The sequence below is a fragment of the Hymenobacter sp. BT559 genome (assembly GCF_016427535.1).
Classification (GTDB): domain Bacteria; phylum Bacteroidota; class Bacteroidia; order Cytophagales; family Hymenobacteraceae; genus Hymenobacter.
The window spans coordinates 328,290-352,240 of sequence record NZ_JAELXV010000005.1; the positions used below are offsets into that span (position 1 = coordinate 328,290).

At 58.8% G+C, this 23,951-nt stretch carries 19 protein-coding genes and 1 pseudogene; 3 read left to right on the plus strand and 17 right to left on the minus strand.

The features are described from left to right. Positions 1-65 precede the first annotated feature (65 nt). The 13 genes and pseudogenes from JAO77_RS17655 to dapF all read right to left on the minus strand — a co-directional run bounded on the left by JAO77_RS17655 (position 66) and on the right by dapF (position 15,301). A complete protein-coding gene (locus JAO77_RS17655) occupies positions 66-1,583 on the minus strand; it encodes a Do family serine endopeptidase (RefSeq protein ID WP_235998492.1) in 1,518 nt (505 codons plus the stop codon). A gap of 238 nt (positions 1,584-1,821) precedes the next feature. Further along, positions 1,822-2,265: an Hsp20/alpha crystallin family protein gene (locus JAO77_RS17660; protein ID WP_198991725.1), complete on the minus strand. Its 444-nt coding sequence runs from the start codon at positions 2,263-2,265 to the stop codon at positions 1,822-1,824. 232 nt (positions 2,266-2,497) lie between these two features. Beyond that, positions 2,498-3,391: a hypothetical protein gene (locus tag JAO77_RS17665; protein WP_198991726.1), complete on the minus strand. Its 894-nt coding sequence runs from the start codon at positions 3,389-3,391 to the stop codon at positions 2,498-2,500. Positions 3,392-3,432: 41 nt separating this feature from the next. Next, positions 3,433-4,635, minus strand: coding sequence for a M20 metallopeptidase family protein (locus tag JAO77_RS17670; protein WP_370550233.1), 1,203 nt, complete (start codon positions 4,633-4,635; stop codon positions 3,433-3,435). A gap of 130 nt (positions 4,636-4,765) precedes the next feature. Then, positions 4,766-5,356, minus strand: coding sequence for an SPOR domain-containing protein (locus JAO77_RS17675; protein WP_198991727.1), 591 nt, complete (start codon positions 5,354-5,356; stop codon positions 4,766-4,768). Beyond that, positions 5,337-6,011, minus strand: coding sequence for a deoxyribose-phosphate aldolase (gene deoC, locus JAO77_RS17680; protein ID WP_198991728.1), 675 nt, complete (start codon positions 6,009-6,011; stop codon positions 5,337-5,339). Before deoC ends, JAO77_RS17675 begins: the two co-directional genes overlap by 20 nt. Before the next feature lie 136 nt (positions 6,012-6,147). Next, on the minus strand, positions 6,148-9,558 hold the full coding sequence (secA, locus tag JAO77_RS17685; protein WP_198991729.1) for a preprotein translocase subunit SecA: 3,411 nt from the start codon (positions 9,556-9,558) through the stop codon (positions 6,148-6,150). Between the two features lie 159 nt (positions 9,559-9,717). Further along, positions 9,718-9,966: a hypothetical protein gene (locus JAO77_RS17690; protein ID WP_198991730.1), complete on the minus strand. Its 249-nt coding sequence runs from the start codon at positions 9,964-9,966 to the stop codon at positions 9,718-9,720. A gap of 76 nt (positions 9,967-10,042) precedes the next feature. After that, positions 10,043-11,197, minus strand: a pseudogene (locus tag JAO77_RS17695) (epoxide hydrolase family protein). Between the two features lie 75 nt (positions 11,198-11,272). Next, positions 11,273-12,451: a UDP-galactopyranose mutase gene (gene glf, locus JAO77_RS17700; protein ID WP_198991731.1), complete on the minus strand. Its 1,179-nt coding sequence runs from the start codon at positions 12,449-12,451 to the stop codon at positions 11,273-11,275. A gap of 66 nt (positions 12,452-12,517) precedes the next feature. Continuing rightward, complete coding sequence (locus JAO77_RS17705) at positions 12,518-13,756, minus strand: glycosyltransferase family 1 protein (RefSeq protein ID WP_198991732.1); 1,239 nt, start codon at positions 13,754-13,756, stop codon at positions 12,518-12,520. A 142-nt stretch (positions 13,757-13,898) separates the two neighbouring features. Then, entirely contained in the window at positions 13,899-14,462 is a 564-nt protein-coding gene (locus JAO77_RS17710) for a GNAT family N-acetyltransferase (protein ID WP_198991733.1), read from the minus strand. A gap of 32 nt (positions 14,463-14,494) precedes the next feature. After that, positions 14,495-15,301, minus strand: coding sequence for a diaminopimelate epimerase (gene dapF, locus JAO77_RS17715; RefSeq protein ID WP_198991734.1), 807 nt, complete (start codon positions 15,299-15,301; stop codon positions 14,495-14,497). A 123-nt stretch (positions 15,302-15,424) separates the two neighbouring features. On the opposite strand from dapF, the gene galB reads away from it, so the two are divergent. Continuing rightward, positions 15,425-17,878: a beta-galactosidase GalB gene (gene galB / locus JAO77_RS17720; protein WP_198991735.1), complete on the plus strand. Its 2,454-nt coding sequence runs from the start codon at positions 15,425-15,427 to the stop codon at positions 17,876-17,878. A gap of 235 nt (positions 17,879-18,113) precedes the next feature. On the opposite strand, the gene JAO77_RS17725 is transcribed toward galB, so the two are convergent. After that, positions 18,114-20,012, minus strand: a complete 1,899-nt coding sequence (locus tag JAO77_RS17725; protein WP_198991736.1) for a peptidoglycan D,D-transpeptidase FtsI family protein — start codon at positions 20,010-20,012, stop codon at positions 18,114-18,116. 33 nt (positions 20,013-20,045) lie between these two features. On the opposite strand from JAO77_RS17725, the gene JAO77_RS17730 reads away from it, so the two are divergent. Continuing rightward, positions 20,046-20,930, plus strand: coding sequence for a class I SAM-dependent methyltransferase (locus JAO77_RS17730; protein WP_198991737.1), 885 nt, complete (start codon positions 20,046-20,048; stop codon positions 20,928-20,930). Positions 20,931-20,934: 4 nt separating this feature from the next. Here the strand turns inward: JAO77_RS17730 and JAO77_RS17735 are convergent, their stop codons facing one another. Next, complete coding sequence (locus JAO77_RS17735) at positions 20,935-21,315, minus strand: hypothetical protein (RefSeq protein ID WP_198991738.1); 381 nt, start codon at positions 21,313-21,315, stop codon at positions 20,935-20,937. Then, positions 21,305-21,607: a hypothetical protein gene (locus JAO77_RS17740; RefSeq protein WP_198991739.1), complete on the minus strand. Its 303-nt coding sequence runs from the start codon at positions 21,605-21,607 to the stop codon at positions 21,305-21,307. Before JAO77_RS17740 ends, JAO77_RS17735 begins: the two co-directional genes overlap by 11 nt. Before the next feature lie 106 nt (positions 21,608-21,713). On the opposite strand from JAO77_RS17740, the gene JAO77_RS17745 reads away from it, so the two are divergent. After that, complete coding sequence (locus JAO77_RS17745; protein WP_198991740.1) at positions 21,714-22,667, plus strand: Ppx/GppA phosphatase family protein; 954 nt, start codon at positions 21,714-21,716, stop codon at positions 22,665-22,667. A gap of 20 nt (positions 22,668-22,687) precedes the next feature. Here JAO77_RS17745 and JAO77_RS17750 read toward each other — a convergent pair whose 3' ends face one another. Then, entirely contained in the window at positions 22,688-23,770 is a 1,083-nt protein-coding gene (locus JAO77_RS17750) for a zinc-binding metallopeptidase family protein (RefSeq protein ID WP_198991741.1), read from the minus strand. Positions 23,771-23,951: the final 181 nt, after the last annotated feature.

A 23,951-nucleotide genomic window follows, 5' to 3' on the forward strand; every position in this document is an offset into this window, starting at 1 on the left:
CTCCTGCCAACTAGTGGCAGGAGCTTTTTAACTCTATAATGCTTGGAATAGCTACCCTAGGGCGCCTATTCGCGGCCAATGGGGTAGTACGCCTTGCGGCCGTCGGGGTACACGCCTTCTACCAGCGCACCCGAGTTGTCTTTGGCTTGCTCTAAGAAGTTTTGCACGTCGGCGGGCTTGCGCACGGGGTTTTTGTCGATGCGCGTGATGATGAAGCCTTCCGCCATACCAGTTTCCCGGAAATTGCTGCCCTTCACACCCGTAATCTGAGCGCCACCGTCAATGCCCAGCTCATTCTGCAAGCGTGCCGATACAGGGCCAAACTTGGCACCTTCGTAGGTCACAGCAGCGCTGGCTGGCATCTCTTTCACCACCGAAGTCGTGTTAGAAGCGTTGAAAAGGGTAGCTGTGGCTATCGCTTTGTCGCCACCGCGCAGGTAACCTACTTTAATTTTATCGCCGGGACGGAAGCGCGAGACTTGCTCTTGCAACTGCGCCGAGGTGTTTACTGCAATGCCGTTGATATCAGTTATAACATCACCTACTTTCAAGCCGGCTACTGCAGCGGCACTATTAGGAACTAGGCTCTGCACATACACCCCGTTTAGCGTATTAAGCTTCTTTTCAGAAGCCAAACGAGCGTCTACCTCCGTAAAGCGCACGCCAAGCAGGGCGCGCTGCACTACTTTATATTTTAAGAGGTCGTCTACTACCTTGCTCACAATGGCGCTAGGCACGGCAAAAGCATAGCCCTCGAATGAACCGGTGTGCGACGAGATAGCCGAATTAATACCAATCAGGTCGCCATTAGTATTCACCAGAGCACCACCCGAGTTGCCAGGGTTTACTACCGCATCAGTCTGGATAAAAGACTCAATGCCCATGTTATTCTGGTCGCGCGAAAGGATACCGATGCTCCGGCCCTTGGCCGATACGATACCTGCCGTCACGGTCGTGTTCAGGCTGAAGGGGTTGCCCACGGCGAGTACCCACTGGCCTACTTTCACTTCATCCGAGTTGCCGTATTTGATAAAGGGCAGGTTATCCGCCTTAACCTTAATTACAGCAATGTCGGTGCTGGGGTCGGTGCCCACTAGCTCGGCGTCGAACTTGCGCTTGTCGTCGAGCACTACCGTTATTTTTGAGGCCTTGTCAATCACGTGGTTGTTCGTGACGATGTAGCCGTTGGCGGCAATAATTACGCCCGAGCCGGAGCCTTCGCCCCCACCCTGCGGCTGCTGCCCGCGCAACTGGTCCTCAAACTGGTCGCCAAAGAATTGGCGAAACAGCGGGTCCATCTGCATGCGCTGCGAGCGCTGCCGGGGCTCGGCCTTGTATTCAGTCATTACGTGCACTACGGCGGGCGTAGTAGCAGCGGCGGCGGCCACAAAGTTGAGGCCTTCAGGTGCGGCGTAGGCGCTGCTGCGCATGGCCGACGTGTAGCGTACCTGCGGGTCAGAGGCCACCGTCGACTGAGCCACATTGCCCGGCTCGGCTTCCAGCAGCTTGTACCCCCCTACGGCCACGCCACCGCCAAGTACGGCGGAAGTCAGCAGGCCGAGCATCATGTTTTTAGCTTGCATTGGGGTTACTTAAAAAAAGATGAAAAAAGGTGTTGCGAAGTAACAAAGCGGACCCGAACAGGTCAAGCCCCACTTTTTATAATTAAGCCACCTAAGTAGCCCTTAGTTCCCTACGAGTTTCAACGCAAATTAGAGCTTATTTCGTGCCCGAAGGTTGCGTCTTGCCTAAATATTATGCAAGTTTTAGACCAAAAAAGGCACCCTTGACGGGTGCCTTCTGAGGTTCTTGGTGAGCAGCTTAGCGAACTTCGATGTGCTGCTTAGTCACTTTCTCCGTGTCGAAGGGCAGTGTCACGCGTAGCAGGCCGTCGGTTAGCTCGGCGCTGATGGCCTTCACATTTACCGTGTCGGGCAGGCGGAAGGTGCGGCTAAACTCACCAAAGCGGGTTTCGAGGCGGTGAGCTTTGGGAGCATCTTCACCTTCGGCGGCGGGGGCCGGGCGGCTACCGGCTACCACCAGTTGGTTGTCTTGGAAGTCGATACTTACGGCATCCTTCGCTACACCGGGCAGAGCAAGGTGCAGTTCATAGCCAGTGGCCGTTTCGAAGATGTCGGCAGCAGGCACGAAGGAAGCAGAAGCTTTGGGGGCAGCGGGCAGGGCGTCGCGCAGTACTTCGTTTAGGAGCGAGTTAAAAGCGCGGGCAGGACGTAGGGCAGGCTGATTATAAAGCAGGGCGGCCATGATAATTGATAAGTTAGAAAGGTTTTGGTCTGTTAATAGGCTGCCATTTCTAGCAGCGACACCTCACTATCTATAAACATTATGCCGAACCAGGATTACTGACAAAAAGTCTTTATATTATAATTATTGCTTCAATTAATTTCGAGCAAGAAACACAAAAGGGCCTTCACACTGTCGTGAAAGCCCTTTATAGAAAATAACAAATAAGCCAAATTGTCACTATAACTATTCCTTAGTGTTGGGTTGGGAGCTGCTGCCTGTCGGTTTTACTACCCGTTGGTAGCAGCGTAAAGCGAAAATCCAGCCCTAGGGTCGGATACACGTTATTGGTGCGCCCGCCTCGTACCTGCACCATCATACCATTCGCATCTTGCTGGTATTGGGGTAGCGCTATACTGTATTGTGTTTGATAAGCGACCCAGGGCGTGACATCGATAGCCGATGACAAACGCACGCCTACCTCGCCCCGCAAGCTGGTAAATTGAATAGTACGCTCATCAGGGTCACCCGTGTCCTTTTGAAAACGTAGATGCGTACTGGCTGCATAGCTTATACGGGGCCGCAAAGCAAACCCGGCTGCATCGCTTTGCAGCGGAAAAAGCCGCTCAACATCCACGCGCAGCCGGCCCCAAAATTGGCCATCGGGCCCAGGGCCACCCAGAGAACGCCGGATGCCATAAAACTGCCGCTCTACCCCTAAGCGCTGCCCGAAAGTGAGGCCGCCAAAAATGGGCGAGCGGTGCCGCAGCAATACTTCTGGCACCAACATATCACCGCCGCTACCCGCTTCAAAGCGGGCGTCTGACTCGTAGCGCAGGCTCCCGCCCCAGCTCCAGGTAGGGCTCCAGAAGTGCTCGTAAGTAGCACTCACACGTCGGGTATCAAACCCTAAGGAACGGCTAGACTGTACATCCGTGGTATTACGCTCGCCCCGCACACTCAGCAGTAAGTAGTCGCCGTTGCGAAAGGCTACTTCGCCTTGCAGCTCGGGCCACAGCTCCAGCTTCTGCACCAGGCGCTGGGTGGCATCGGGGTCATAGGCCGGAGTTGTAGTCTGGGCCCGTACTGCTTGGCTAGTAGCTAACAGACTACCTAGCACTATTACTGAAGCAAATAAAGAACGCATATAAGTACTTAAATTACAATAAAATATACCATAAAATTCGACTAGCCAAGCTCTTGCAACGTGAGCCAAGCCATCAGCCCCGCCCCTACGCTCAGCGCCTGCTCGTCGATGTCGAAGATGGGCGTGTGCACCGAAGCAGCAAAGCGCCCATCGGTGGCGCGCGTACCTAAGCGGTAGAAGCAAGCCGGCGCGGCCTGGGAAAAGTAAGCAAAGTCCTCAGCGGCCAGCCACTGGTCGAGCTCAATCACATTTTCGGCACCTAGGTAGGCTTCGGCAGCGGCGCGCACGCGGGCCGTTACGGCGGGGTTGTTGTCGAGGCAGGGGTACCCCCGGCGGATTTCCAACTCGCATACGGCGCCCATGCTGGCGGCCAGCCCTTCGCAAAGCTGCCGCAGGTGCTGGTGGGCCTCGTCGCGCCACGTCTCATCGAGGGTGCGGAAAGTGCCTTCGATGTACACCTCGTCAGGGATGACGTTGGTGGCGCCATTGGCGATAACCTTGCCGAAGCTCAGTACTGAGGGCATTTTGGGGTTGGCGCGGCGGCTCACTATTTGCTGCGCAGCCACAATGATATGGGCGGCTACCAGCACCGGGTCTAGGTTAAGCTCGGGCATGGCGCCGTGGCCGCCCTTGCCCTTAATGCGCAAATACAGCTCATCGGTGCTGGCCATGTAGCGGCCGGGCCGCAGGCCAATCTGCCCCACTGGCAGCCGCGGAAACACGTGTTGCCCAATCACTTCGGTCGGCGCGGGGTTTTCCAGCACCCCGTCCTTTATCATGAGCGAAGCACCACCGGGCAGCAGCTCTTCGCCGGGCTGAAAAATCAGCTTGACCGTACCCTTAAATTGGTCTTTAACCTCCGTGAGCAGCTGGGCGGCACCTAGGAGACAAGTCGTGTGTACATCGTGACCGCAAGCGTGCATCACGCCCGCGTTCTGCGACTTATAGGGCACCTCACTTAGCTCCTGAATAGGCAGCGCGTCCATGTCGGCGCGCAGCGCTACCACTGGGCCACCCAGCTGCCCTTCTATCAAGGCCACTACCCCGGTACCCGCCACGGCGTAGGGCTGCAGCCCCATGTCCCCCAGCTTTTTAGTTACGAAGGCCGCCGTCTGCGTTTCTTTAAAGGACAGCTCGGGGTTGGCGTGCAGGTGGCGGCGCAACGCCGACAACTCAGGGGCTAGGGCCGCGGCGCGGTCACGAATTGTCTGAACCGCGGATTGGTCGAATTGGTCGGATTTCACGAAGTATGAAGACGATAAAGTAATTCTTTTAAGCACGCCAACTGCCTGCGTTGGGCCAGTACCGCAGTTGGTAGGCAACCCACAGAATCCGTAAAATCTAGGAAATTCGACGAATCCGCGGCTCAGCTACTTACGGCACCTTATTCAGGAGCACCTGCATGGGCTCCAGCTCGGCCTTGGGTACAAACTGCCGCACCCGCACCAGGGCACGCGCGGCATCTAGCTTGGTGGTGTAGTCGCCGATATAAAGCCGGTACACGGGCTGCTTAAACGTGAGATAATCAGTCTCGTCGGGGTAGCGCGCAATAACCTGGCGCCGCACACTCATGGCCTGCTCGCGCTCGAAGCCCGAATAGGCCTTGATGCGGTAGCCACTGGTGTACTTCACGTTCTGGTTGGTGAAGGCCTGGTCGCGCAGGCGCTGCTCCATCTGGGCATTTACGTGGTTGGTTGGTACGGGCGCAGCTGCCTTAGCCGCCTTGGCATCGGCCGCTACGGCCTTGGGAGCCGCCGCTGGCGTGGAGGGAACAGATGCCGTCGGCGTCGGAAACGTGGGCCGGTACTTAGTCAGGTCCTCGGCGGGTACCGTGGCCACGGTTTTGCGGGTGGTGTCGACGGGGGTGGCTGCCCGCGTCTTGGGGGCCGCGGGTGCCGTAGCGGCACAGGCGGCCAGCAGAGGCAGACCTAGGACTAGCACCGCGTTACGAAAGTGTAGGTTCATCTTCCTGAATAATTACCAAACTGTTTGAAGTGCCTAGACGGTCGGCCCCGGCGGCCAGCATCGCCAGCGCCTGCTCGCGAGTGCGAATGCCCCCACTTGCCTTAATGCGCACCCCGGTCGGCAGCACCCGCCGCAGCAATTCTACATCGGCTACCGACGCGCCCCGGCTGGCAAAACCCGTACTGGTTTTCACAAAGTTGGCGCCGGCCTCGGCACACAGTCGGGCGGCAGTTTCCATTTCCTCTTCCGTCAGCAGTGCCGTCTCAATAATAACTTTGAGAAGGGCGTCGTGCACATCGCAGAGGTCTGCCAGGTCCTCCACCTCAGCTTTCACGGCCTCAAACTGGCCCGATTTCAAGGCCGAGATATTAAGCACCAAGTCAAGCTCGGTAGCTCCTTCGCCCAAGGCAATCTCGGCTTCGCGGAATTTCACCCGGGGGCTATTATAGCCTAGCGGAAAGCCAATGACCGTGCTCACGGCCACGCCCGAACCACTAAGCTCGCGGGCGGCCACTGGCACGTAGCACGGCGGCACGCAGGCGCTGGCAAAGCCGTGTGTCCGCGCCTCCTGGCACAACTGGATTATCTGGGCTTCGGTGCAATCGGGCCGCAGCAGTGTATGGTCGAGAGTAGCGGCGAGGTTAGGCGTGGGCATAGCGCAAAGGTACGGCTTGCAATTGGGCAGTTGGCGCATCCTAGGTGTCGACTGAGCTGGCCTACAGATTACGGCGTGGACCACAAAAAAGGCCCGCTTGCGCGGGCCTTTTTCTTTTTATTACTTCTCTTGGGGATTAAGCCTCTTCTACCAGCACGCAGCGCTCGGCGGCGAGGTCTTCCTCTACGCTCTTGTACTTCACGTCGCGTTTGATGCTGCCGTCCATGTACTGCACCGTCACCTTGTCGTTGCGGTTAGCTACTTTCTGCGAGCGCACGGGCTCCTGCTTGATGGCGGGGGCCAAGCCTAGCTCGGCGGCTTGGTCTAGGTCTTCTGGGCCGGCACCTAGGCTCACGTCCGACACGGCTTTTTCGGCCTTCAGCTTGGGCAAGGGCTCCACGATGTCGTCCTCGTAGTAGGAATCCGGCTCGGCAAAACCAGCCTCGGCAGCCACGGGCACGTCGGCTTTGAAGAGGAAGCCAGCCGTTTCGTGGTTCACCTTGCTCAGCATGCGCTTGAACAGCTCAAAAGCCTCAAACTTGTACACCAATAGTGGGTCTTTCTGCTCGTACACGGCGTTTTGCACTACCTGCTTGAGGTCGTCCATCTGGCGCAGGTGCTGGGTCCAAGCCTCGTCGATAGTCGAGAGCACGGCGCCTTTTTCCATCTGGCGCACAATGTCGAGGCCGTTGCTGGCTTGGGCACGGCGCAGGTTAGCAATTACCTGGGTGTGCTTACGGCCATCGGTGAAGGGCACCGCGATGTTCTCGTAGGGCGTGTTCTGGCTCAGCAGGTTGTTCACCAGCGGCATCGAGTTTTGGCCGATGTGCTCGTTTTTGCTCTCGTAGTAGCCAGTTGCCTCGTCGTAGAGCTTCTGCGTGAGTTGCTCCGCGTTCAGGGCGCTGAATTCGGCCTGCGTGATATGCGTTTCGTAGCCGAAATCTTTGATAACCGACAGCTTGAAGTCCTCAAAATCGTTGCTGACCTTGTGGCCGGCCGCGATGTCTTCGCTCACGTCGTAGATGAGGTTCAGGATATCTAGCTCCAAGCGCTCGCCAAAAAGGGCGTTGCGACGGCGGCGGTACACTACCTCGCGCTGGGCATTCATCACGTCGTCGTATTCGAGCAGGCGCTTACGAGTACCGAAGTTGTTTTCTTCAACCTTCTTCTGCGCACGCTCAATCGACGAGGTAATCATCGAGTGCTGAATCACTTCGCCCTCTTCCATACCCATGCGGTCCATGAGCTTGGCAATGCGCTCAGAGCCAAACAGACGCATCAGGTTGTCTTCGAGCGATACGAAGAACTGCGACGAGCCCGGGTCGCCCTGGCGGCCGGCACGACCACGCAGCTGGCGGTCAACGCGGCGGCTTTCGTGGCGCTCGGTACCGATGATGGCCAAGCCACCCGATTCACGCGAAGTTTCCCGCAGCTTGATGTCGGTACCACGGCCGGCCATGTTGGTGGCAATGGTAACGGTGCCGGGGTAGCCGGCAGCGGCCACAATCTCAGCTTCGCGCTGATTTTGCTTAGCGTTCAGCACTTGGTGCTTGATGCCCCGCAGCTTCAGCATGCGGCTTACCAACTCCGAAATTTCTACCGACGTAGTACCTACCAGCACGGGGCGGCCCGCTTGCACTAGGGTCTGGATTTCTTCGGCTACGGCGTTGTACTTCTCGCGTACCGTGCGGTACACCTTATCGTGGTGGTCGTGGCGCTGAATGCCGCGGTTGGTCGGAATCACGACCACGTCGAGCTTGTAGATTTCCCACAGTTCGCCCGCTTCCGTTTCGGCCGTACCGGTCATGCCACCTAGCTTGTGATACATGCGGAAGAAGTTCTGCAACGTTACCGTGGCGTAGGTCTGGGTAGCATCTTCGATGCGCACACCTTCCTTGGCCTCGATAGCTTGGTGCAAGCCGTCGGAGTAGCGGCGGCCTTCCATCACACGGCCGGTTTGCTCGTCCACAATCATCACCTTGCCGTCTTGGCTCAGGATGTACTGGTCGTCTTTTTCAAACAGGGTGTAGGCTTTCAGAAGCTGATTCACGGTGTGCACCCGCTCGCTCTTCTCCTGGTAGTCGCTCATGAGCTGCTCTTTCTGCGCAAGTTTCTCCTCGGCAGTCAGAGCTTCGGCGCGCTCGATGTTGGCAATCTCCACCCCGATGTCGGGCATGATGAACAGGTGCGGGTCTTCGCCCTGCGCCGTAATCAAGTCAATGCCTTTTTCGGTCAGCTCAATCTGATTGTTCTTCTCGTCGATAGTGAAGAACAGTGGCTTGTCAGCCTCCGGCATCTGGCGCGCATTGTCTTGCAGGTAGAAGTTCTCTACCTTTTGCAAGGCCGTGCGCACGCCCGTTTCGGACAGGAACTTAATGAGGGGCTTGCTCTTGGGTAGGCCGCGGTAGGCACGGAACAGCGCTAGGCCACCTTCACCTTCTTTCGCCCCTTCCAAGGTGCCTTCCTTCATATTGCGGCGCGCTTCTACTAGGTAGCTCTGCACCAGCTTTTTCTGCTCATCTACTAGGCGCTGAATCCGCGGTTTGAGCTGCAAGAATTCGTGTACGTCGCCCTTGGGCACCGGGCCCGAGATGATGAGCGGCGTGCGCGCATCGTCAATCAGTACCGAGTCCACTTCGTCGACCATGGCATAGTGGTGCTTGCGCTGCACCAGCTCTGCAGGGTCGCGGGCCATGTTGTCGCGCAGGTAGTCGAAGCCAAACTCGTTGTTAGTGCCGTAGGTGATATCAGCCAAGTAGGCGTTGCGGCGAGCATCGGTGTTAGGCTGGTGCTTGTCGATGCAGTCTACGGTGAGGCCGTGGAACTCGAACAGCGGCGCATTCCACTCCGAGTCACGCTTGGCCAGGTAGTCGTTTACGGTTACCAAGTGCACCCCACGGCCACCTAGGGCGTTGAGGAACGCTGGCAGCGTCGAAACGAGCGTTTTACCTTCACCAGTGGCCATCTCCGCAATTTTACCCTGGTGCAGCACCACGCCGCCGATAAGCTGCACATCGTAGTGCACCATGTCCCAAGTGATTTCGGCGCCAGCGGCCAGCCACTTGTTACTCCACACGGCCTTGTCACCCTGAATGGTCACGTTGCCCTTGGTGCGAGAAATGTCACGGTCCATGTCAGTGACAGTCACCACCAGCTGGCCATTTTGCGCGTAGCGGCGCGCCGTTTCTTTTACAATGGCAAACGCCTGGGGAAGCGCTGCCATGAGAGCAGCTTCAAGTTCTTTGTTGCGCTGCTTTTCGAGGGTATCGATTTGCTCAAAAATCTGCTCCTTGCGCGATACGTCCAGGTTGGGCTGCGAGTCAATCTGGCCTTGCAACCCTGCTACTTGCCCATCGATGCTGGCGAGCCGGCCGTCAATCTGCTGGCGGACTTCCTGGGTGCGCTGGCGCAACTGGTCATCGGTCAAGCCGGCCAGTTTGGCATATTCCGCATTGATGAGGGCCACGTAAGGCACCACGTCCTTGAGGTCCTTTTCTGCTTTGGAGCCAAACAGCTTGGCGACGGTTTTGCCGAGGAAATCTAACATTGGGTAAATAATTAACGAAAAAGGGCGGCGCGTTCTGGGCAAATTTACAGCCCACCCGCCGAACCGGGCGAGCCGCCGTAAACTATAAAACCCCACACACTCAAAAAGAGTGCGGGGTTTTAAGAAGCGGTAATAATGGCAGAGGCCAATTGGCCCGCGTCAGGGCCGAATAAGGATGGGAGGCCCATGCCGGCGGTAGTAAGGCCGCGGCCGGTAGTAGTAGCGCCCACCATAGCTGCGGTACGGGGCCGCATGGTAGTAACGCGGGCCATAGTAGGGCCGATAAGCCGGTGCCCGGTAGTAGCGACGCGGCACCGGCCGCCCATAATACTGGCCACGACCCCGGTAATAACGGCGCTGGGCCTGCGCCTCAGGAGCCAGCCCAATCAGCAGTCCCAATACGAGCATTAAACAAGCAGCTAAACGCTTCATGGCAGCAACAGTTAAGATGGCTAACTACATTCTAGAGGCACCTAGGCGCACGCTAGCTATTTTCTTTGCGCAAGGGCCATACAAACTCGCGAAGGTCTGCTACCAGTAAGCCCGGTTCTTCGAGAGCGGCGAAGTGCCCTCCGCGGGGCATCTCGGTCCAGTGCTGCACATTGAAGAAGCGCTCGGCAAATTCGCGGGGGGCGGGCGTAATATCCTCCGGGAAAATGGCAAAACCGGTGGGCACCTTGGTATGTGTAGGAGCCGCTAACGAGGGGCTGTGCATAGCTTCATAGTAAAGCCGCACCGACGAGCCGATGGTTTGCGTCACCCAATAAATCATGACGTTGGTGAGTAGGTCGTCCTTGGTAAACGTGTGCTCGATGTTGCCGTCATGGTCACTCCAGGCGTGGAATTTCTCGATAATCCACCCTAGGAGGCCTACCGGCGAATCGTTGAGACCATAGGCCAGCGTTTCGGGCTTGGTGCCTTGTATTTTCTGGTAGCCAGCCTCTTTTTCCTGCCAAGCTTTGTTTTTCACTACAAAGGCTTTTTCGGCCAGCGACAAATTGGACAGCTTGTCGGCCGTCTTGGCATGGCTGGCGGGCACATCAGTGAGGTGAATACCCAACAGGTTGTCGGCGTGGTTCAGGGCCAACTGCTCCACGATGCTGCTGCCCCAGTCGCCGCCGTGCGCTACATACTTTTTGTAGCCTAGGGTCTTGGTCATGAGTTTAGCCAGCACGTCGGCCATGCGCTTCGGGTCGTAGCCTTTCTCGGTGGGGCGCGCCGAGAAGCCGTAGCCCGGCAGGTTAGGCACTATCACCGTGAAGGCATCTTCGGCCCGCCCGCCGTGCGCGGCCGGGTCGGTGAGCAGGGGAATGAGCTTCACCATCCGAAAAAATGAATCGGGCCAGCCGTGCACCAGCAGCAACGGCACCGGGTTAGGGCCTTTGCCTTCGATGTGGATGAAATGCAACACTAGGTCCTCCACATCGGCTGTGAACTAGGCAAACTCATTAAGCTTGGCCTCCTGGGCCCGCCAATCGTAAGTATTTTGCCAATAAGCAGCTAGCTGCTGCAAATACGCACGGTTGGTGCCATAGTCCCAATCGGCATCCGCTAGCTGGTCAGGCCAGCGGGTGTGGGCTAGGCGGTAGTGCAGGTCGTCCAGCACGGGCTGGGGCACCTCTATCTTGAAGGGCTGCATAAGCTAGGTAGAAAAGCAAAAAGCCTCCCCTAGGTAGGGGAGGCTTTTTGTACGGCTATTAAACGCAAGTCGATACTATTCTTTAGAAGGCTCGCGGTTGATGAGCTTCTCTACCAGCGAGGTAGAACCAGCGATGGCCGGACGCACGGGCTTCGCAGCCTCTTCTTTGTCGGTCAGCTTCTTGTACAGCGTCAGGGCCTGGGCTACTACCTGGTCCATGTTGTAGTACTTGTAAGTAGCCAAGCGGCCCACGAAGTGAACATTCGGCGTTTCGTCGGCTGCCTTTTTGTACTTGGCGTACAATTCAGCGTTTTCCGGCATCGGGATGGGGTAGTAAGGGTCACCCTCGGCCTGTGGGTACTCGTACACGATGGCCGTTTTAGAGTGCTTCTGGCCGGTGAGGGCCTTAAACTCAGTGATACGGGTGTAAGCGTGCTCGTTGGGGAAGTTTACCACCGGGGCGGCCAGGTGCTGCTCCTCGTTCAGGGTGTCGTGCTTGAACTCGAGCGAGCGGTAGGGCAGCTTGCCAAACTGGAAGTCGAAATATTCATCGACCGGACCCGTGAAAATCATTTCCTTGAACGGAATAAATTTCACAATTTCTTTATAGTCGGTGTTCAGCATGATTTTGATGTTCGGGTGGTCGAGCATCTTTTCAAACATGCGGGTGTAGCCGTGCAGCGGCATAGCCTGGAACGTATCGGTGAAGTACCGGTCGTCGCGGTTGGTGCGGGTGGGCACGCGGCTTGTCACCGACTTATCTAGCTGCGAGGGGTCGAGGCCCCACTGCTTGTTGGTGTAGTTCTTGAAGAATTTGTTGTACAGCTCACGGCCTACCTTGCTCACTACTACGTCTTCCGACGTTTTGATAACGGGCACTTGCTCAGCTACCGACTCGAAGAACTGCTCTACCTCAAAGCTGGTCAGCTTCAGCCCATACAACTTATTGATGGTATCGAGGTTAATCGGCATCGGCACCAGTTGGCCGTCTACCGAGGCGAGCACACGGTGCTCGTAAGGACGCCACTCGGTGAAGTTGCCTAGGTAGTCGAATACATCCTTCGAGTTGGTGTGAAAGATGTGCGGGCCGTACTTGTGAATCAGGATGCCGTCCTCGTTATAGTGGTCGTAGGCATTGCCCCCAATGTGGCTACGCTTATCAATAACGAGCACTTTCTTGTTGCTCCGGGTGGCGAGCCGCTCGGCTAGGACGCTGCCGGCGAAGCCGGCTCCAACGATGAGATAGTCGAACATAAAGGGGGGATGATTGGAAAAGGAGTAAATAAAAAGCTGTGAGAGAACTCGTAAATAAGGTTGCTGCTAAGCAGGTAAAGCGCGAGTTGGTTGGTCTTTGGCAGTGAGGCGGCTCTGCATGAGCTGCACCATGTTCTGCCAGGTGAGGTCCCAGCTGATGGTAGCTAGGTAGTCGTCAGTGCGAGTGCGCCAGCTAGCATCCTTGCCTTGCTCGAGGGCGCGGGCGATGGCTTGGCCGAATTCCCGCGGGTCGTCGGCAATTTGTACGAGGTTCAGGTCGCCGTAAGGGCGCACCACATCGCGGATGCTGGTGCTCACTACCGGCCGGCCAGCGGCCAGGTATTCAGGCGTTTTGGTGGGAGAGATAAACTCCGTGCTCTCGTTACGAGCGAAGAGTAGGGTGGCCACATCCCAGCCACGAAGGTAGGCGGGAAGTTCTTGATAATCCTTACCGCCTAAGTAATGAATATTGGCGTTGTGCGGCAAAGATGCGGGGTCAATTTTAACCACCGGCCCGATTATTACGAATTGCCACTCCGGATGGTTCGTGGCCAGCTGGCCCAATAGCTCGATATCGAGGCGCTCATCTACTACCCCGAAGAACCCGATGCGCGGGTGCGCAATACCTACCTGGTCGGCGGGCTCAGCTAATTTGTTGTCGCGGGCCTGGCCAAAATGTTGCTTATCAATGCTGCTCGGAAAAGCGTGAGCATCGGCATGTTGCTCGCGCTTGGCTTCGTAGAGGCGCTGCCCACCCGTGAAAACGAGGTCGGCTTTTTCGAATAACTCTTGTTCGCGCTGGCGTAGCTCCGGCGGAGCAAACTTGAACTGGGCCAGCTCATCCATGCAATCGTATACCGTGAGCACCGGCTGGAAGTGCCGCGCCCGACTCATAGCCATAGGCGTATAAATCCAGAAGGCGTAGGTAGTGACGTCGTTGTCGGTAAAAAACTGCTTCAACACGTCTACCTGCGCTTGGTCGGCGGCCGCTTCGTCGCCGCGTAGGCGGCCAGGCAAATGCACTACCAATACTTTCACCCCATTTTGCCGCTCCTTCACTTCCATGTGCGGCTCGATGAGGTCATCGGCATGGAAGAAAGCATCCTCAACATAAAAAACTCGTCCGTACTGAGCAAAGCGCGACAGCAAATGCTGAGGGCGCTGCCATACAAAATCCCAATGAAGGTGCGCGAAGCAAACCAAATCGGGCAGCGAATACGTAAGGGAATTAGAGTCGGCTTGGTCCGCGGCCGGGGCGGTGGAGGCGGCACGCGTAGGTACCTCCGCCAGAGTAGAAAGCGGCATGAAAAAAGATAGGAAAGAGCTTTGAGCCGCACCAGCCAGGCAAAACATCTGGCTACGGGCAGCACTTGCCTACTTATACGAAGGACCCTACGGAAAGGATATGGCCGGGTTTAAAATAGTGGTTTTTACCTTCAATTTTCTGCTATTTTCTAAGTAAAAGTTGCATTTCTGCGGCATCTACCCATCCCGTACCGGTAGTATTACGTAGCCACTGTTGGCGTAGGCCAACCCACCGAAAGCCGACCCGCTCGAACAGCCTGATGCTCGCCTCGTTATCTACAGCAATGGTGCAGTACAATTGGTGCAGCCGTAGCGCTTCGCGGGCGTAGGGCAGCAGCTTTTGTAGTGCTGCCTGGGCATAGCCGCGCCGGCGCTCACTTTGGAGCACCGCGATGCCCACGCCAGCCCGCTGGTGCAACGCCGAATACTCGTAAAGGTCGAGGGTGCCCACGGCCTGCTTCTTTTCGTTACTGATTATCAAGCGCATCTGCCCAGCTTCGGCGAGGCTGGCGGCGCTGTGGCGCAGGTATTCGCGCAGAGCGTGGCGCGAAATAGGCGCGGGCAGCACGTCAGAAACGGCCCACAGGTCGGGGTCGTTTTCGAGAGCAAATAAAAATTCTAAATCTTCTGGCTCTAGTGCACGAAGTGAGACGCTGGCTTGGTCGTCTGCGGCGAAATTTTGAGCGTGAGCTGGGTCTTTAGACATCGCTTCTTATACAAACGACCAAGAATAACGACCTAGGCGATTTCGCCCCCAAACACGCGCACGGCCGGGCCGCTCAGCCACACATTGGTGAAGCTGCCGTTGGCCTGCGTTTCAAACGATACCTCTAGCCCGCCACCGGGCGTGCTCAGGCGCACTGGCGAAGCCGCGCCGCGCTGCGAAGCAGCCAGCGCTACGGCCGTGACGCCCGTGCCGCAGGAGTAGGTTTCGTCTTCGACGCCGCGCTCGTAGGTGCGCACGGGCCAGAGCTGGGTGGGGTCGGCGGGCACCTGCACAAAGTTGACGTTGGTGCCGGCCGGGTCGTAGGCTTGGTCGTAGCGGATGTCGTGGCCCGCGGCAAATACGTTGAACTCGGCCAAGCTCGGCGACTCTTCGGGGTCGAGGAAGTGGATGTGGTGGGGCGAGCCGGTGTGCAGAAATACGTCCTCCTCCCCTACGTCGGCGGGCTGCGGGGCTGCTACGTCTATCATCTTGAGGCGCACGGTGCCGTCGGCTTCTACGCGGGCCTCGTGTGGGCCATCTACGGCCAGGAAATGAGCTTTAGTCTCGATGACCCCTAGGTACTTGGCGAAGGCCACGAGGCAGCGGCCACCGTTGCCACACATGCTGCTGGGCGCGCCATCGGCGTTGAAATATACCATCTCGAAGTCGTAGCCTTCGCGGTTGCGCAGCAGCATGAGGCCATCGGCCCCAATGCCGAAGCGGCGGTGGCAGAGCGCCGCAATGCGGGCCTGGTCGGTGGGGTCAAACTGCGCGGCACGGTCGTCGATGATGACGAAGTCGTTGCCGGTGCCTTGGTATTTATGAAAGGTCAAACTCATGTAAAGCAGCTGTAAGCAGGCGAATTTCGGCACAATCGGGGCGCGGCCCAAACTAGTGGCTTTAACTTGCCGGGCCAATGCTGCAGCTTATTGGCTGCGGCTGGTGCTATTTACCCCCACGCTATGCTTTTTTCTAAACATGTAGCGGCTGCGCTACTGCTGGCCACTAGCCTGCCCGCCGCCGCCCAAACCCGCCAGGAAACGCTGCTTACCAGCGGCTGGAAATTTACTAAAGGTGACCAGCCCAACGGGGCCAAGCCCGAGTTTAACGATGCCAAGTGGCAGGCCGTGCGCATTCCGCACGACTGGGCCATTACGGGCCCTTTCGATGGCCGCAACGACCAGCAAGTGGTTAAAATAGAGCAGAATGGCGAGAAAGAAGCCACGCTGAAATCGGGCCGCACGGGCGGCCTGCCGTTCATCGGGGTGGGCTGGTATCGGCGCCAGCTGAATGTACCCGCCCTAGGTAAGGATGGCCGAGCGGTGCTGCTGTTTGATGGCGCCATGAGCAACGCTCGCGTGTATATCAATGGGAAGGAAGTGATGTTTTGGCCCTACGGCTACAACTCGTTTTCGGTAGATATCACGCCGCACCTGAACGCTAAAGGCTCCAATACGCTGGCCGTGCGCCTCGAAAACCAGACCGAAGCGTCGCGCTGGTACCCAGGGGCGGGCCTGTACCGCAACGTGCACCTCATCACCACGCCGGGCGCGCACGTGCCGGTGTGGGGCACTTACCTCACCACGCCCGAGGTATCGGCGGCCTCGGCCACCGTCAAGCTCAAAACCAAGGTGGAAGTACCCGCCGGCACGCCCGGCCTCATCCTGTACACCGCCCTGCTCGACGCCAAAGGCCAGATGGTAGCACAGGCCAGCACGCCCGTAACGGTGGGCCAGGAAACCGAGCAAACGTTCACAGTAACGTCACCCAAGCTGTGGTCGCCAGAAACGCCGACTATGTACACCGCTGCTTCGAGGCTGATGATGGGCAAGGTGATACAAGACAAGTACGAGACGCCGTTCGGCATTCGCACGTTTAAGTTTGAGAAGGAAAAAGGCTTCTCGCTAAATGGCCAGCCGCGCAAGTTTAAGGGCGTGTGCAACCACCACGACCTAGGGCCGCTGGGCACGGCCATCAACGTGGCGGCGCTGCGTCACCAGCTGACTATCCTCAAGGACATGGGCTGCGATGCCATTCGCACTTCGCACAACATGCCCGCGCCCGAGCTGATGACGCTCTGCGATGAGATGGGCTTTATGGTGATGGTGGAGTCGTTTGACGAGTGGAAGACGCCGAAGGTGAAGAACGGCTACAGCCAGTACTTCGACCAGTGGGTAGAGAAGGACCTGGTGAACATGGTGCACCGCGACCGCAACCACCCCTCGGCCATTATGTGGAGCATTGGCAACGAGGTACCCGACCAAAGCAACCCCAACGGCCCGGCCATTGCGAAGCGCCTGCAAGACATTGTGCACCGCGAAGACCCTACCCGCCCCGTGACCATGGGCATGGACCGCTACGCCGACGACTTAAAGTACGGCATCGCGGCCGTGCTCGACATTCCGGGCTTCAACTACAAGCCCCATTGGTACGCCGATGCGCATAGCAAATTGCCGCAGGGCTTCCTCCTAGGTTCCGAAACGGCCTCTACGGTGAGCTCGCGCGGGGTGTACAAGTTTCCGGCTGTGCTAGGCAAGGAAATGCGCTACCCCGATAATCAGTCGTCGAGCTATGACCTCGAATACTGCCCCTGGTCGCAGATTCCGGATATTGAGTTTGCGGCCCAGGACGACCTGCCGTACGCGATGGGCGAGTTTGTGTGGACGGGCTTCGACTACCTCGGCGAGCCCACGCCTTATGATGAAAAGTGGCCGTCGCACAGCTCGTACTTCGGCATTATTGACCTAGCCAGCCAACCCAAAGACCGGTACTACCTCTATCGCGCCCGCTGGAACCCCGCTCAGCCCACCGTGCACCTGCTGCCGCACTGGACCTGGCCCGGCCGCGAAGGCAAAGTAACACCCGTGTTCTGCTACACTAATGGTGCGTCGGCCGAGCTCTTCGTAAACGGCAAAAGCCAGGGTCGCCAAACCAAAGCCGGCCCAGGCGCCACCGACCCGCAAACCCGTTACCGCTTGCAGTGGAAAGATGTAGTGTACCAGCCCGGTAGCATCAAGGTAGTGGCCTACGACGCCCAGGGCAAAACCATTGGTACGGAGGAAATTCGTACGGCCGGCGCGCCCCACCACATCAAGCTGGTAACCGACCGCCAGAAGCTTACTGCCGACGGCCAGGACCTGGCCTACATCACCGCCCGCGTCGAAGATGCGCAGGGTAACCTCTGCCCCGACGCCACCAACGAGCTCCGCTTCGCGGTGAGCGGCGCGGGCACGTTCCGCGCCGTCGGCAACGGCGACGCCACCAACCTAGAGGCTTTCCAGAAGCCCCAGATGCACGCCTTCCAAGGGCAGCTCGTGGCGATAGTACAGGCCGGTGAAAAGGCCGGCGCGGTGCAGGTGAATGCTTCGGCAGCAGGGCTGAAGGACGGCACGTTGCAGTTGGCGACGGGGAAGTAAACCTCACGCGGGGCACCTCACCCCACCCCCGGCTCGCTTAATGCGCGAAGCCTGGGGAGATGGGGAGCTTGACGACAGTTTCTGAACAATAGAAAAGGGCTCTCAGCACTGCTGCGAGCCCTTTTTGGTGTACCTAATAGAATAATGATAGAAGCGCGATTGAGTGCGTTCGGCTCCTCTTCTCCCCAAGGTTTCGCGCATCAAGCGAACCGAGGGGCGAGGTAACCATATCAGGTCAGTGCCTCTGGTTCGCCAGATTGCCGCAGCGCAGCCAGTTTTCCCACTTCTTGCGCTTGGGCGCGATGTGGCCCTTCAAATACTTCTCCATCACGAGCGCGGCGCAGGGCGCGGCCGACAGCCCGCCAAAGCCCGCATTCTCGATGTAAACCGCCACCACAATCCTAGGCTTAGTGGCCGGAGCGAAGCCCGCGAAGGTGGCGTGGTCGTCGCCCTCGTCGTTTTGGACGGTGCCGGTTTTGCCAGCTACCGTAATGCCAACATCGGCGAGGCTGGCTAGCTCGGCGGTGCCGCCAGGCTGCATGGCGGCCACCATGCCGGGCACGAGGGCCGCGATGTTGGCGCTATCGACCAGCGTGCGGTGCTTTTCGAGGAAGCGCGGCAACGGCTTGCCAGTGCGGCCGATAGCTTTCACAAAGTGCGGCGTGATGTACCACCCTCGATTGGCAATAATAGCTTGCACATTAGCCATTTGCAAACCTGTTAGATTGATTTCGCCCTGCCCGATGCTGAGCGAGTAGATGGATTTAAACGTCCAGTTCTTGGTGCGGCGCGCTTTGTCGTAATACGCCGGCGTGGGCAAAAAGCCGGGCTGCTCGCGGGCAATGTCCACGCCCAGCAGCGTGTCGAGGCCAAACGAGCGCACGTAGCGCCGCCACGCGCCTAGGTTGGTGTGGCGGGCCGCTACGGTGTCGGCCAGCGTGGCGGCCGAGTCGGGGCGCGGCTCCACCACGGCGCGCAGCGTTTGGTAGAAATACGGATTGCAGCTGTATTTGAGGGCCAGCGTGAGGTTGCGGGCCTGCGGGTGCCGGTGCACGCAGTTGACGAGCGACTGGTCGCAGGGAAACGACGTGTTATTGGTAATGGCCCCGAGCTGCAAGGCCACAGCGGCATTCACGAGCTTGAACACCGAGCCGGGCGGACTAGCGGCCACGGCGGGCCGGTTGAGCAGCGGTCGGTTTTCGCGGTCCTGAATCAGGGCGCGGCGCTCGGGGTTGCGGCCGGGCGCCGTGAGCACGGCGGGGTCGTAGGCGGGGGCCGACACGCAAGCCAGGATTTCGCCGGTGCTGGGCTCCAGAGCCACGATGTAGCCGCGGCGCTCGCCTAGCAGGCGCTCGGCATAGGCTTGCAGCTTGGCGTCGAGGCTGAGGTGCAAGTCTTGCCCGGCTTGGTAGATAGTATCGGCGGCCCAGCGGCCGTGCACGCGGCCGTGGCCATCGGTGCGCGGGTGGTAGGCGCCCCGGTGGCCGGTTAGCAGGGCGTTGTAGTAGCCCTCGATGCCGGGGTTGCGCAGGCGGTAGTAGCGGCCACGCTCCAGCTTTTGGGCCAGGTAGAGGAAGGGCGCGGCATTGGCCGGCTGGTAGCCCAGCACCGGCGCGGCGGCCTGCGTGAGGTAGGTGCGCTCGCGGCGGCGGCGCACCACCAGGCCCGGCCACTCGGCGGCGTGGTGGCGCAGGCTAGCGGCTTCGGGCTGCGTAAGGGTCAGTTCGATGGGCCAGCGTTGCACCCTAGGTGGGGCGGGCTTGGGCTTGGCCGTATCAGGCGGCAGATTGCCCAGCGAATCGGGCACCAGCTCGGGGCGGCGGGGGGGAGGGCCTGCCGGCAGCCGCGCCGCAAATACCCGTGCCTGCAACGCACCCTCGGGCCAGCCCATAAGCTGGTTAAACGCCACGGTGTCAAATTCGGCCAGCTTGGGCAGCGTGAGCGTGTAGTGCGCCCGCGTGGCCACCAGCGACTCGCCGTGGCGGTCGAGCAACTGGCCCCGAATGGGCTCGTACACCTCGCGGCACTCGTAGTATTCTTCGGCTGGGGATGAGGCGGTTGGGCCCGAGCACGCGGCCAGGCCGCCTAGGGTAGTTAGTAGCGCAGAAGCAGTCAGTAAGCGGGTGGGAACCATCAGGTAAAGTTACTGCGGGCGTACTTTTGCGTTGTGTACGACTTTCTCACCACCTCGCCCTGGCCTGACTACGAGCTGCTCGACAGCGGTAATTTTCAAAAGCTCGAACGTTTCGGCAAGTACGTGCTAGCCCGCCCCGAGCCGCAGGCCATCTGGGATACGGCCCTGCCCGCCAGCGAGTGGCAGCGCGCCGATGCCACCTTCGCCCGCGCCCCCGGTAGCACTGAAAAAGGCCAGTGGAATCTCAAAAAAGGCATGCCCGAGCAATGGGTTATCGGCTACGAACGGCCCGATGGCCTGAAGCTGCGCTTCCGCCTGGGTTTGTCGTCGTTCAAGCACGTGGGGCTGTTTCCGGAGCAAGACACCAACTGGCAATTTATTTATAACCAGACTCGTAAGCGCCAGGCCAAGCTGCCTAGGGTGCTCAATTTATTTGCTTACACCGGCGCAGCCACCCTGGCCGCCCGCGCCGCTGGGGCCGACGTCACGCACCTCGACTCGGTGAAGCAAGTTAACTTCTGGGCCCGCGACAATATGGAAGCCAGCGGCCTCGACGGCGTGCGTTGGCTGGTCGAAGACGCCATGAAATACGTGCGCCGCGAGGTGAAGCGTGGCAGCAAGTACCAAGGTCTCATCCTAGACCCGCCCGCCTACGGCCGTGGCCCCAATGGCGAGAAGTGGCAACTCGAAGACGAACTCAACGAGATGCTCAAGCTCAGCCAGCAGCTACTCGACCCAGAGGACCATTTCCTGGTGATAAACCTGTACTCGCTAGGCTTTTCGGGGCTGATACTAGATAATTTGACCAAGGCCATTTTCCCAGGCAAGAAAGCTGTGCGGGAGCTAGGCGAAATCTACCTGCAAGACGCGAATAAGCGCAAGCTGCCCCTAGGTACCTTCTGCCGCTTCGCTACGTAGCGGCTCAGTGGCAAACGGGTTTATTTAGCCACCGCTGAAAGGCTAGCCCGCCCAGGGCATAGGCCACCACGTCGAGCGGGTCGGCGGTAGTCTGAGCCGACCACAGCGGCAGCAGGCCCTCAAACCAAACCGATACGGCCAGCCAGGCGGCCAGCACCCACGAGCCCGGCAGCGTGCCCGTGCGGCAAATCAGCGCCCGGTGCAGCGCCAGCGCCGCGCTCAGCATAAGGGGCAGGCATAGCAAATCGCCGAGGTAGGCCCCCAGCAGCCCGGACAGGGGCCAGTGCAGCCAGCGCCGGGCCAGTTGCCCGCTGCCATACGCCAGCGCGGCGCCCACCACCAGCGGATGGCGCAGCCCTGCTAACGGGTGGGCACTACGAGGCAATGGCAGTGACTAGCCAGATGAAAAAGCCCATGAGGGCAATGAACAGCAGCTGCCCACCGCGCACCATGGTCTTCCAAAAGCGCGTGAAGCCTTTGTCCTCCGGCCCAACTTCGAGCAGACGAATGGTCGGCTTCTGCTGCGCAGCGGCTGCTTGCTCCTGGGCGCGGCTATGGCCCTGTGGGTCGAGCAGTTGGCCGCAGTGCTCGCACCGGTCGGTGGGTTGCAGCCGCCAGCTCGACCATTGCTGGCAATGGGGGCATTTTTTGGTAGAAACCAGTTCTTCGTCGGGCATGCTTTGGGGTTTACGCGGGTAGCCGCCTACCCTTATCCGCGGGCGCCGCTCTTATCTTGCGGCCTACGGCTAAATTATACCACGTATTCCAATTTCGCTTTTTTAGATGCATCAGCAAGTATCGCAGCACCGCCGCCTGGCCCTTATTGATATGGGTACCAACACCTTCCACCTACTTATTGTGGAAGACCAGCCTGGCCAGCCGCCGCACACGCTGCTACGCACCAAGGTGGGCGTGCGCCTGGGCGAAGGCGGCATCAGCCACGGTGAAATAGCGCCCGCGCCCTACGCCCGCGCCCTCCAAACGCTGCGCGGCTTCAAGGAAGAAATGGAATTGCACCAGGTAACGGAGGTGCGCGCCACGGCCACCAGCGCCATGCGCGTCTCGCGCAACGGCCCCGACCTAGTGCGCGACATCCTGGACCAAACTGGTATTCAGGTAGAGGTAATCGGTGGCGAGCGCGAGGCCGAGCTCATTGCCAAAGGCATCCGGCAGGCAGTGGCCCTAGGTCCCGAAAAACACCTGCTGATGGACATAGGCGGCGGCTCGGTTGAGTTCATCATTGCCAATGAGGACACGATTTTCTGGAAGCAGAGCTTCGAGATTGGCGCGCAGCGGCTGCTCGATAAGTTTTTCACCGAGCCCAGCGGCGTGTTTCCCCGCGAAAGCTTGCGCGCCCAAATCGCCTACCTGGCCGAGGTACTGGCCCCACTCACGGCGGCTATTGCCGAGCACAAGCCGCTAGCCGGCCTCGTGGGCAGCAGCGGCAGCTTCGACACGCTTGCCGACCTCACGGTGGGCCGCGTGCGCAAGGAAGCCGAACTGCCGCCCAGCACCTGGCTGTCGGTATCCAACTTTGAGCAACACTTCGCCCAGCTGCTCACGCTAAACCATGACGAGCGTGTGGCCCTGCCCGGTATGTTCCCGATGCGGGCCGATATGCTAGTGGTAGCCAGCGTGATTGTGGAATACGTGTTGAAAACCTACGGTTTGATGCGCATTACGACCTCGGCATTTGCCTTGAAGGAAGGGCTGCTGGCCGAGTTGCTAGGCAAGTAGCTCGGACTACAAAGTCCCAGTTACTTTTTGCTTGAGGCCAGCCCTACCCTATCACCGGCCACTTTATGAATGAAGGCAAGCTTGCGCTGTACATCGGGGCTAATGATGAAGGGGTACGGGTCGGGCTGGCCCATACTGCGGTTGAGGCTGTTGAGCGCGAAAGTGAGCGGCAGCCACATGGCCATAATCTGACCGAAATCAGCTATTTGATAGGGGTCTTGAATGGCGGCGCGCAGGCCTTGCGCTGATAATTCTTCGAGGGGCTCAAGGCGCAGACCGTAGGCCGAGCCCGTTTGCAGTGTGTCGATGATGTGGAGGTAGTGGGCCCAGGTTTCAGCCCAGTCTTCCCAGGGGTGGCTGGTGGCGTAAGCGCTGATGAAGTGCTGCTGCCAGTCGGGCGGGGCGCCCTGGGCGTAGTGCCTTTTAAGGGCTTCGCCGTAGTCCTGGCGGTCGTCGCCAAAAATCTGCCGAAACTCCTTTAGGTGGGGCGAATTGGCGATAAGGCGGTCCCAGTAGTAATGGCCCACCTCGTGGCGGAAGTGACCTAGTAGCGTGCGGTACAACTCGTGCATGGCCTGCCGGGCCTGCTCGCGCTCGATGGCATCGGCCTCCGCTATATTAATGGTTATAAGCCCGTTGTCGTGACCCGTCATGACGCGCTGCTCGGGGCTTTCGTCGGCTTTGAAATCAAATTGCAAGCCTTCGTCAGGGTACACGCGCTTGCTCACCACGGGTAGGTGCAGGCACAGCAGGCTGTATACAAGGCGGTGCTTGGCCACTTCGATATTCTGCCAGCGTTGCAAGAAGCCGGGTTGCCCTAGGTCAGGAATGGTGCGATTGAGGTCGCAAGCTAGGCAGAAGGGCGTGGCGCTATCGGTAGGCACTAGCCAGTTGCAAGCGTCGTGCTGGTGGTTTTGGCAATAAGCGTATGTGCTGCTAGCTAGCTCGTTATAAGTGCGATAGGTGCGGCCGTCGGGCTCGGCTACCAGTGGGCGCAGCTGGAGCTGGGTAGATTCAAAACCCAGCGGGTAATGGCATTTTTCGCACTGGCTGTTTTCAAAATATACTACTTGCCCACAGTGGGTGCAGCTAAAGATTTTCACACTGAATTTGGCTTGATATGGTGGCTATGAACGGACAAGCGGCGGGGAAGTTGAGTACCAAACAGCGGCAAACATTAGCATCGCCGTTTTTTAGATAGCTATGATTTCTTAAGGTGGTTTGCATACCACTCAGCTATAAATTGAAATTTTACGTTGTTTATTTAGCCCCTAGGGTCTTTAA